The sequence below is a fragment of the Variovorax sp. FW301-JW7 genome (genome assembly GCF_058788795.1).
In genome coordinates this window covers 1-11,281 of the sequence record NZ_JBYTBC010000024.1, presented here as the reverse complement: position 1 = coordinate 11,281, position 11,281 = coordinate 1, and the positions used below count along the sequence as shown (strand labels likewise).

Here is an 11,281-nt window from a genome sequence, read left to right as displayed (position 1 = left end):
GTCCTGCAGCGCGGCGGGAAGGGGCTTGCGGGTCACAGGCGCTCCATCTTCGGCATCCACACGCGCAACAGCGAGAACAGGCGCTCCAGGTCGACCGGCTTGGCCAGGTAGTCGCTGGCGCCGGCGGCCAGGCACTGGTCGCGGTCGTCCTTCATGGCCTTGGCGGTGATGGCGATCACCGGCATCTTCACGAAGCGCGGGTCGGCGCGCAGGCGGCGCGTGGCTTCCAGGCCGTCCATCTCCGGCATCATCACGTCCATCAGCACGAGGTCGATCTCGCTCACCTGGTCCAGGCGCTCCAGCGCTTCGCGGCCGTTGCGGCCGATCTCGACCGTGGCGCCGCGCTGCTCCAGCGCACTGGTGAGCGCGAAGATGTTGCGCACGTCGTCGTCCACCAGGAGGATGGTGCGGCCCTCGAAGATGCGGTCGCGCCCGCGCGCCGTCTTCAGCATGCCCTGGCGTTCGCTGGACAGCGAAGCCTCCACCTTGTGCAGGAACAGCGTCACCTCGTCGAGCAGCCGCTCGGGCGAGCGCGCGCCCTTGATGATGATCGAGCGCGAGTAGCGCTGCAGCTCGGTTTCTTCGTCGCGCGTGAGGTTGCGCCCGGTGTAGACGATGACCGGCGGGAACGACACGATCTCTTCCGCCGCCATGGCCTTGAGCAGCTCGCTGCCCTGCATGTCGGGCAGCCGCAGGTCGGTGATCATGCAATCGAACACGCGCGTGCGCAGCAGCGCCAGCGCTTCCTCGCCGGAGCCGACGGCGACGATCTCGATGTCGTCGTCGCCGATCAGCTTGATCACGCTCTCGCGCTGCAAGGCGTCGTCTTCCACCAGCAGCACGACCTTGACCTTCTGCGTGAGCTTTTCTTCCAGCCGGCCGAAGACCTTGGTCAGCTCCTCGCGCGTGGCCGGCTTCAGTGCGAAGCCGATGGCGCCCATGTGCAGCGCCGCGGCCTGCGCGTTGTCGGCGGCCGAGACCACGTGGATCGGAATGTGGCGCGTGTGCGGCGAGTCCTTGAGCTTTTGCAGCACGTCCAGGCCGGTGCTGTCGGGCAGGCGCATGTCCAGCAGGATCGCGTCGGGCACGAACTGCGTGGCCAGCTCGAAGCCGTCGGCCGCGCCATGTGCCACCAGGCAGCGGTAGCCCAGCTCGTGCGCCAGGTCGTACAGGATGTGGGCGAACTGCGGCTCGTCCTCGATGACCAGCACGCGGCGCACCTGGTCGCGCGGAATCGAGCGATCGTCCGCGAAACGCGGGGCCGGCACCACGGGCGCGGGGGCAGGGGGTGCGAGCGGCGGCGGCGACAGCACGGCGGGTGCATGCGAGGGCGAGGCGCTCGCCACCGACCGCAGCGTGCCCACTGGCACGGCCGGCGCCGGCATCGTCTGCGGCGCGCGCGGCGGCAGCTGCAGCGTGAAGGTGCTGCCCTGGCCGGCTTCGCTCTTCACCGTCAGCGAGCCGCCCAGCAGCTGCGTGAGGTCGCGCGAGATCGACAGGCCCAACCCCGTGCCGCCGTAGCGCCGGCTGGTGGTGCCGTCGGCCTGGCGGAAGGCCTCGAAGATCAGCTCGTGCTGCTGCGGGTCGATGCCGATGCCCGAGTCGTGCACCGCAAAGGCCGCGCCGCCGTCGGCCGTGGCCGACACCGTGAGCGCCACCTCGCCGCGCTCGGTGAACTTGATCGCGTTCGACAGCAGGTTCTTCAGGATCTGCTCCACGCGCTGCCGGTCGGTGACCAGCAGCGCGGGCGCGTCGGGCCGCAGCTCGAGGCGGAACTCCAGGTTCTTGTCGGTTGCGAGCGGGCGGAAGGTGCTCTCCAGGCTCTGGGCCAGCTTGTCGAGCGGCACCTCTTCGGGCACCAGCTCCAGCTTGCCGGCCTCGACCTTGGCGATGTCCAGGATGTCGTTGATCAGCACCAGCAGGTCGTTGCCCGAGGCGTAGATCGACTCGGCGAACTTCACCTGCTCCAGCGACAGGTTGCCCTGCGGGTTGTCGCCCAGCAGCTTGGCCAGGATGAGCGCGCTGTTCAGCGGCGTGCGCAGCTCGTGCGACATGTTCGCCAGGAACTCCGACTTGTAGCGGCTGGCGCGCTGCAGCTCATCGGCGCGGTCTTCCAGGTCGCGCTGCACGCGGCGCAGCGCGGTGTTGCGCTGGTCGAGCGCTTCGGTGCGCTCCGACAGCTGGCTGTTGGTCTGCTCCAGCTCGGCCTGCTGGTTCTCCAGCATGGCCTGCGAGGCACGCAGGGCGCGCGACTGTTCTTCGAGTTCTTCGTTGGCGGTGCGCAGCTCTTCCTGCTGCACCTGCAGTTCCTCGTTGAGCTGTTGCGTTTCGGCCAGCACGTCCTGCAATTGCTCGCGGTAGCGCGCCGCGGCCAGCGAGGTGCCGATGTCGTCGGCCACCAGGTCGAGCAGCTCGCCGCTGCGCGCGTCGGGCGTGCCGGGCAGGCCCAGCTCGACCACGCCGTTGACGGCGCCGTCGCTCGCCACCGGCAGCAGCAGCACGGCCTTGGGCGCCATCTCGCCCAGGCCGGAATTGACCTTCAGGTAATCGGCCTGCACCGGGTCGATCAGCATGCGGCGCTGCTCGGCCGCCGCCTGGCCGACCAGGCTTTCGGTGGGCGAGAACACCTGCGGCGAAGCCTCGGCCTCGCTGGAGAAGCCGTAGCTCGCGGCGCGGCGCAGCGGGCCGTGGCGTTCGCGCACGTAGAGGGCACCGACCGAGCTGCCGAGGTGGCGCGAGAAAAACGCGAGGATCTTGCGGCCCATGTCCGGCGCGCTGAGTTCGCCGACCAGCTCGCCCACCAGCTCGGTCTGCGCATTGCGCAGCCAGGCCTCCTGCGACAGGCGCTCCGCATGCGCCGCCTGCTCGGCCAGCACCACGTCGTAGCTGTCGGACAGCCGCATCAGCTGGCGCCGCCCGAAGTACGACACCAGCCCCGAATACACCAGCGTGAACAGCAGGAACAGCCCGACCACCCACCAGCTCGTGCGGTTGGCCTCGTTGTTGCGCTGGAAGCGCAGCGTCTGCTCGGTGTCCATGAAGGCCGTGAACTCGGCGCGCATCTCGTCGGTCAGGTGCTTGCCGCGGCCCAGCCGGACGGTGGCCTGCGTGTCCTGGCCCGCACGGCGCGCTTCGATCATCTCGCGCGAGAACGCCAGCCACGACTCCTGCAGGCCGGCGATGCGCTCCAGGCGCTCCACCTGCCGGCGGTTGTCCGACACCAGCTGGCGCAGCGCGTCCGTGTCGGACTTCAGGCGCGGCTCGGCGTTCTGGTAGGGCTCCAGGAAGTTCTCTTCGCCGGTGAGCAGATAGCCGCGCATGCCGGTTTCCATGTCGATGGAGCGGCGCTGCAGTTCGCTGGCGGCGCGCGTGACCTGGTCGGTGTGCTCCACCCAGCTGATGGTCGACAGCAGATACAGGATCAGCACGACGAACGCCACGGCGCCGACCAGGCCGCCCAGCAGCGGCAGCTTGAGGTTGCGCCCCAGCAGGCGGTCGAATTCGACAGGGTCGATCGCGGAGGGAGTTTTCATGAATGCATTTGTAAGCAAAACTTGCCAAGTCTTGCCGAAAAACAGGACCGAACCTGTCGGAGAAGGCCCCGATACGGCTGTATGTCACGCTTTGCTACGGGTCGCGCTCGCTATACTGTTGTTTCATACAGTACCGGCAGCATGCCTTCCGAAGCCCGCTTTTTCCCGCCGTCCGCCGCCGTCCTGGCGGCGCACGTCGTGTCCGTCAAGGCCTTGTGCGCCTTCGGCGCCAAGGCGGGCGATCTCGACCTGCGCTTCGTGCCCGCGCCCAGCGCGCTCGAAGGCATGGCCGGCCACGCGCTGGTACAGGCTCGGCGCGGCGGCGACTACCAGAGCGAGGTGCCGCTGACCACCACCTGCGGCACGCTGCGTGTGCGCGGCCGGGCCGACGGCTACGACCCGGCGCAGGCTCGGGTGGAAGAAATCAAGACCTTCCGCGGCGACTTCGACGCCATCCGCGCCAACCACCGCGCCTTGCACTGGGCGCAGGTGCGCTGCTACGGCTGGATGCTGTGCGAACAGGAAGGGCACGAGAGTCTGACCGTCGCGCTGGTCTACCTCGACCTGGCCAGCGGCGACGAAACCGTGCTGGAAGAGCAGCACACGCGCGACACCCTGCGCACGCACTTCGAGACCCTGTGTGCCTGCTACAGCGACTGGGCACAGCGCGAGGCCGCGCACCGCGGCGCGCTCGACGACGCGCTGGCGCGGCTCGAATTTCCCCACGCCGACTTCCGCACCGGCCAGCGCGAACTGGCCGAGGCGGTCTACCGCGCCGCCGTGGGCGGGCGCTGCCTGCTGGCGCAGGCGCCCACGGGCATCGGCAAGACGCTGGCCACGCTCTTTCCGCTGCTCAAGGCGCGCGCGGCGCACAAGCTCGACAAGGTGTTCTTCCTCACCGCCAAGACCTCCGGGCGGCCCGTGGCGCTCGACGCCTTGCGCGTGCTGGGGCAGGGCGGCGCGCACCGGCCGCGCGTGCTCGAGCTCGCGGCCCGCGAGAAGGTCTGCGAGTACCCCGACCGCGCCTGCCACGGCGAGGCCTGCCCGCTGGCGCGCGGCTTCTACGACCGCCTGCCGGCCGCGCGCGCCGAGGCCGCACAGGTGGGTTGGCTCGACCGCGAGGCGCTGCGGCGGGTCGCGCTCGCGCACGAGGTCTGCCCCTATTTCCTGGCGCAGGAAATGACGCACTGGAGCGATGTCGTCGTGGGCGACTACAACTACTACTTCGACGGCAGCGCCTTCCTCTTCGCCAGCATGAAGGACGCCGGCTGGCGCGTCGCCGTGCTGGTCGACGAGGCCCACAACCTGCTGGAGCGCGCACGCGGCATGTACACCGCCAGGCTCGAAGGCGCGGCGCTGGAAGAAGCACACCGCGCCGCACCCGCCGCCGTGCGCGGCCCGCTGGCGCGGCTGTTCCGCGAATGGGACACGCTGCAGCAGGCGCAGACCGCCGGCGACGACACCGCCGACGAGATCCCCGAGCGCTTCCTGCGCACCCTGCAGGCCGCCAACACCGCGATGGCCGAGCACTTCGCCGCCACGCCCGATGCGGCGCAGGGGCCGCTGCAGCGCTTCTTCTTCGACGCGCTGCACTTCGCGCGGCTGGCCGAGGTCTTCGACGACCACTCGGTGTTCGAACGCACGCTGGGCGCCACGCAGGAACAGCGCGGCCTGGCCATCCGCAACCTCGTACCCGGCCCCTTCCTCGAAGGCCGCTTTGCCGACGCGGTGTCGGTCACCTGCTTCTCGGGCACGCTCGCGCCGTTCGCGTTCTACCGCGACGCGCTCGGCCTGCCCGAAGACACGGCGCTGCTCGACGTCGAATCGCCGTTTCGCGGCCAGCAGCTGCGCGTCGAGGTGGCGACCGGCGTCTCCACGCGCTTTCGCGACCGCGCCGGCTCGCTGCGCCATGTGACGGACATCATCGGCGCGCAGTTCGAACGCCTGCCCGGCAACTACCTGGCCTTCTTCAGCAGCTTCGACTACCTGGACAAGGCCTGCGCCGCGTTCTCGCTGCGCCACCCCGGCGTGCCCGTGTGGACGCAGACGCGCGGCATGCGCGAAACCGACCGCCACGATTTTGTCGCGCGCTTCGAAGAAGGCGGGCAGGGCATCGGCTTCGCCGTGCTCGGCGGTGCGTTCGGCGAAGGCATCGACCTGCCGGGCAGCCGGCTCATCGGCGCCTTCGTCGCCAGCCTGGGGCTGCCGCAATACAACGAACTCAACGAGATCACGCGCGAGCGCATGCAGTCGCGCTTCGGCAAGGGCTACGAGTACACCTACCTCTACCCCGGCCTGCAGAAGGTGGTGCAGGCCGCCGGCCGCGTGATCCGCACCGAGGCCGACACGGGCGTGCTGCACCTGCTCGACGACCGCTTTGCGCGCGCCGAGATCCGCGAATTGCTGCCGCGCTGGTGGCATGTGCAGCTGGCCGGGGAGGCCGGGCAGGCTGGGGAAGACGATGCGCGCCGCCCGACGCCTTGAACACGCCGGCCAGCCCGACCTGTTCGGCGAGGCGCCGGTGGCGGCCATCGAGGGCCTGCGCTACGAAGCCGGGTTCCTGTCGCGCGACGAGGAGGCCGGCCTGCTGCGCATCGTGCAGGGCCTGCCGCTCAAGGAGATGCGCTACAAGGAATACACGGCCCGCCGGCGCGGCACCAGCTTCGGCGGCAGCTACGACTTCGACACGAACCGCCTCAAGCCCGGCGCGCCGCTGCCCGAGGCGCTGCATCCGCTGCGCGCAAAGGCCGCCGCCTGGGCCGGCCTGGCACCCGAAGACCTCACCCACGTGCTGATCGCCGAGTACCGCCCCGGCACGCCGCTGGGCTGGCACCGCGACGTGCCCGACTTCGAGGACATCGTCGGCGTCTCGCTGTGCGGCGACGCGGTGATGCAGTTCCGGCCCTACGTGCCCGGTGCGCCCGCGTCGGGGCCGGCCGCGCTCGATGTCCTCATCGAGCCGCGCTCCGTGTACCTGCTGCGCGGGCCGGCGCGCTGGGCCTGGCAGCACGCCATTGCGCCGACCGAGGCGCTGCGCTACTCGATCACCTTGCGCACCCGGAGAACCCGCGCGCCATGAACCGCACCACCTTCCTCAAGCTGCTCACGCACCACCGGCCGACCCCGCGAAGGTGCTGCCGGCCCGAGCATATGGACACGGTGCATGCGCACTGTCCCTGCATCGGCCATGTGTTGAGGAAGGCTGAAGGGCTCTAGGGCAGTGACAAGCTCTTTGCTTCGATCTTCAGATTTTTGGCCCAAGCCAATGGAGGCGAGAAAAGGACAAAGAAAACGAAGAGCGCCTTGAGGGCCACAGAGTCTTTCCTCTTCTTCGAGAAATGGCACGCGGGAGTCTGCATCGTGTCGTACCTACGCCCAGCATTCATGCATCTCGTCCTCGGCTCCTTCGACAGGCATGCCGCCGGCATCGTCGGATTTTTGTCATTCACGGATCAACGAACGGCATCTAGAGTCTTTGCGAAGCGCGCCCTTTCTTCAAGCGGAAAGCACTCCGCAACGACCACTGTTCTGGAGCTTGTGGAGCGAATGGCTGTGGCGCATTCCAAGAGAAAGCCTGGGGCGCCACCTTGAGCTCCATATTCGATTCTTTCCGAAGATATGGACCATTTCTTGTAGTTGCGCGCCTTTGATGTAGGGACGCGTTTGACAACGTAGTCCATAAGCGGTGGTTGAAGCAGGAGGCTTTGCGTCTGCGGGCTGCGGGAGCCAGTCCCAATACCGACCACCGCTCTCACGGCATCCAGCGTTTTTCCATAGGCGACGGCCAGCTCTCGTCGGTCAAACGCGGAAGCGTAGGGAGATTCTGGTTTGGGGCCGAGGTACTGTTCGATGACCACCCATCCTGAAGCCTGGCACCCGATCCGATCGAGTCCATCCGCCGAAATGGTGGATGCGCTAGGACATTCGACGGCCACCCCGTCTGCCATGGCCGCATGCGCAGCAACCGCGAACAAGAGACAAAAAAATGATTTGCTAGATCGCATCATTCAAACGACTCCAAATGCTGTTGAATGTAGTTTGGCGCTCTGTATGGTGCAGAGGAATCCGGGTCGCGCTACCTCGGTTCACGATCCCGCCTACGCGCGTGATATTTATTGCGAGGGCGCCAGCATCTGCTTCGAAGTTGGCGCGTTCTCTCGACCAGTAGAAGCCCGATGCATCGCAGGCATTGAAATCATCAGAAGCAAGCAGTTGTGGGTTGGGATCGGTTGTGAAGTTGCGGCCACGAAAGGTGCCGTAGCTCTTGTAGTTACGTCGTCCAGTGATTTGTAGAAATCCACGGCCTCGGAATCTGGGACCATCCCCAGCCAATCCACCGGTAGCGGCACTAACCAGTCCGTTGTCCATCGTCTGAGCCTTCGCGTCGACTGTTCCCGGTCTGCGCGCAGCATAGGCTTGCTCGGTGTCCCCTCGTGTGACAAGCCTGAGACGTTGGGCCAGTCCGGATTGATAGTCCGCTGCTGCCTCTGCGCTCGTGATTACTTCGTACATCGTACGAAAGTACCTCGTATCTCCGAGTTCCTCTCGATACAGCCACCACCCCGTTTCGTGACCAACTTGCGCGAGAAAATGCGCGGTTCGTTGGCGGCTGTTGGTGACACCGTATTTGCGCAGCATGGCATTCATGGGAAGACGCAGTGTCTCCGCGCGAGTTCTGCCTGCGGCTGGAGCCGAATCAAGCGTTCTTGCAAATTCAGTCGGACCTAGCCACCCGCATTTCCTGAAGTGTTTGATGAACTCCCTCGGGTGAAAGTGCCAGTGCTTGATCGTCAGGCGCGCCTTGTCTTCGGCGGGAAGCTCCTCCCAGAAGCAAAGCTTTTGCGCAAAGTCAGTCATCTCCGTGAAGTCCGTTTCGTCCTCCAACGGGTACGGCATGTAAGGGTTGCCTTTGTCTCGCGTCCAGGCCCAGCGTTTGCGCACCTCGTCTTTGGCCCACTCCGTGGGGAACTTGCAGATCGTCTTGGCCAGCTTCGCCTGCACCGCGGGTTTGCACAGGTTGTGCTTTCGGTTGGCTGCCTTTTGCTCTGGCGTGGTTGTGGCGTTCTCCGGCGCTTGCGGTGTCGGCACGGAGGGGCTATTCATGTTCGGGGGGCTACTGGGTGGAGCCGCGGGCTGCGCCGCTGGGGCCAGCATGGCATCGATCAGGGCCGAGTTGCACTGGCTGTTGTCGTCCTGGGTGTCGTCGTCAATGAGCTTCCAGTCCGACCAGTGGGGGAAGTCGGCATCGCTGAACTTCCGGGTGTTGCTGGCATTCAGGTCGAGCCAGACGCCCCCGGGCTGTCCGGGGACAGCGACCTTGCGCCAATGGGCGGCATCGCTGGGCAGTGGGTCGCTGCCCAGTTTGCGACCGAAGCGCAGCAGTTCGTACCAGCCGCTCGGGCTGCTGGTTGCCTGTGCGCTTGCGCTGAGGCGACCATGGCGCGTGTTCGCTTCGGTGTAGAGGTTGTACTCGGCGTTGGCTTCGACCAGGGCCGTACCAATGACCTCACCCGTTGGTTTGTAGGTGGTCACAGTGGCGTTGGCGACTTCGTACTTGATGCCCACGATCAGATCGGAGCCGCCACTGTCACCTGCCGCAGGGGGCAGGGCAGCACCGGTTGGTTGTGCGCTGTAGCAGGGGGTTCTGGCTGGCACCAGCACGTAGACCTCCCCGTACACCGCGTCGGTGCGGCCATCACTGCCAAGCAGCAAATCGCCGGTGGTGCGACCCACGAGGTTCCGGGTATCGGCATCGCCAGCAACGATTTCCAGGTGAATGCAGTGGGCCCGACCGTAGATAGTGCCGGCCAAACCCAGCTTGTCCTTGCGGTAGACGGCCTGATTGACGGCCGGCAGATTGGCGTCGAGCAGGCGCAGATGCTGATAGATGGAGTAGTAGACAACCTCGACCGCGTTGGCGCCGTTGGCACCGATCTCCGTCTTGTGGCGAATGACGACGCACCCCGTCGAATGGTCTTGCGCGTCATAGCGCGCGGTGCCGCCATCGCGCCGGAAGATCACGATGCCATCGGCGATGGCGCGCACCGGTTCGCCGGCCGTGGGGGCGTTGATGTGGATGCCGCCATGCCAGGCCATCGCCTGGCTCACGGGAAAGGCGCCGCTGCCGACGATGCCGCCGGGCATCACGTCGCTGACGCACTGCTCGCTGTAGACGGGGATGTCCGGCTGAGACAGAAAGGGTGGGCTGATGATCATCGCGTGCTCGCCTAAACCGAAAACTTGAACTTGTGGGGCGGCGGCGTGGTGTTCGGTGGCTCTTCGAACACCGCGATGCCCACGGGCAGTGCCGGCAGCTTTGCGGGCTTTCCTCCCGGGCCCACGAAGCTCTTGCTCGTCCCCTTGATGTCCAGCAGCCCCGGCATCTTCAAGGTGATGTTCACCCCATCCAGCTCGATGCTCGTCTGCCCCCCCTTGAGCGTGATCTTCTGCTGCGCCAGCACGTGGATCTCGTCATTGCTGCTGGTGACCGTGAAGCCTTCCTTGGCCAGCCATTCGAGTTCGTCGGTGTGCGCCTGCACGCTCACCGGCCCGTCCTGCGCGATGACCTGGATGCCACCTTCGTGGCTGTACAGCCCCACGGACTTGGCGGCCGCAAAGCTCACGGTCTTGCCCGCTGCGATGTGGGCCTGTGCCTGCGCAGTCCAGTGGATCGCCTCGCCCGCGTACACGGTCGCGCTGGCAGGCGTGGCCATGTTCAGGCTCATGGCTGCATCGAGCACCATGAGCGGCCGGGCGAAGGCGGGCACGGGGTCTTGCCCTTCACGTGAACCTGCGCCTTCTCCACCTTTCGGCTCGCGCGCGTCCTGCCCGTTGACGTTGTCGGGATAGTGCCCGTTCTTCTGGGGATCGATGTCGTCGATGAGCGGTTGCAGCAGCGCCGTGGCACTCAGCGCCAGCGCCTTCGCGCCACCGGCCGCATCGGACAGCTTCTGCGCCTCGCGCAGCGCGCCCGCGAGCTGGCCGCGCACGCTGGTGGTGTCCTGCACGCTGCCCGCCGCGCGTTCCTGGGCCAGCGTGGAGATCAGCAAGCCCTCGCCGGCGCGCGTGGCGACCCAGGCGTCGGAGCGCAGTTCAGCACCGCTACCGCGCCAAGCGCCGCGGCTGCTCTCATCGGGCGACTGGGCGTTGAGGTGGCCCAGGTTCAGCTGGCTCGCCGCGTGCGAGCTGGCCAGGCGGGTGCGCACCTGGCCGGGCGCGTCGTCGGCGATCCACTGGTTGTAGCCGCTGCCGTCGAGCGCGCGACTGTGCCAGCCCGAGAGCACGCCTGCATGGTTGGCGGATGAATCCGTGCCGGCTGACCAGGGCGGTAGGTCCTGTCCGTTGTACAGCTGCTGAGCGACCACCGGCCGGTCGATGTCGCCTTCGATGAAGGACACGAGCACCTCGGAACCGATGCGGGGCAGGTGATGTGCGCCCCAGTTCGGGCCGGCAACGGGCGCGGCCACGCGCAGCCAGACGGACTGGCGATTGCTCGCGTGGCGGCCGGCGGCGACGAGGCTGCCTTGTCCGCTGCCCGTCGATTGCGGCTGGCCCGCCCGCTGGGTCTGCCAATGGAAACGCACCTGCACACGATGGTCGCGCTGGGTGTGGACAGCCGTCGGTGCCTCGTCGTCATCGCCGCCGACCACGAGCGCGACCATGGCCTCGGGGGCCGTGGGCTTGGGTCGCCACAGCGGCACGACCTGCGCCTCGGCCGGCTGGGCTTCGAAGCTGTTGCGGTAGCTGCC

General features: G+C 67.2%; 5 protein-coding genes. 2 read left to right on the top strand and 3 right to left on the bottom strand.

Going from position 1 to position 11,281, the window contains the following annotated elements; translation table 11 throughout:
* Positions 1-32: 32 nt before the first annotated feature.
* Positions 33-3,533: a response regulator gene (locus tag AC3WQM_RS31235; RefSeq protein ID WP_492683759.1), complete on the bottom strand. Its 3,501-nt coding sequence runs from the start codon at positions 3,531-3,533 to the stop codon at positions 33-35.
* 141 nt (positions 3,534-3,674) lie between these two features.
* On the opposite strand from AC3WQM_RS31235, the gene AC3WQM_RS31230 reads away from it, so the two are divergent.
* On the top strand, positions 3,675-6,017 hold the full coding sequence (locus tag AC3WQM_RS31230) for an ATP-dependent DNA helicase (protein WP_492683758.1): 2,343 nt from the start codon (positions 3,675-3,677) through the stop codon (positions 6,015-6,017).
* Positions 5,995-6,612, top strand: a complete 618-nt coding sequence (locus AC3WQM_RS31225) for an alpha-ketoglutarate-dependent dioxygenase AlkB (RefSeq protein WP_492683757.1) — start codon at positions 5,995-5,997, stop codon at positions 6,610-6,612. The genes AC3WQM_RS31230 and AC3WQM_RS31225 overlap by 23 nt, the downstream gene beginning before the upstream one ends.
* A 914-nt stretch (positions 6,613-7,526) precedes the next feature.
* Here the strand turns inward: AC3WQM_RS31225 and AC3WQM_RS31220 are convergent.
* On the bottom strand, positions 7,527-9,749 hold the full coding sequence (locus AC3WQM_RS31220) for a hypothetical protein (RefSeq protein WP_492683756.1): 2,223 nt from the start codon (positions 9,747-9,749) through the stop codon (positions 7,527-7,529).
* 11 nt (positions 9,750-9,760) lie between these two features.
* The coding region (locus tag AC3WQM_RS31215; protein WP_492683755.1) for a DUF2345 domain-containing protein at positions 9,761-11,281 on the bottom strand (1,521 nt) is incomplete at its 5' end.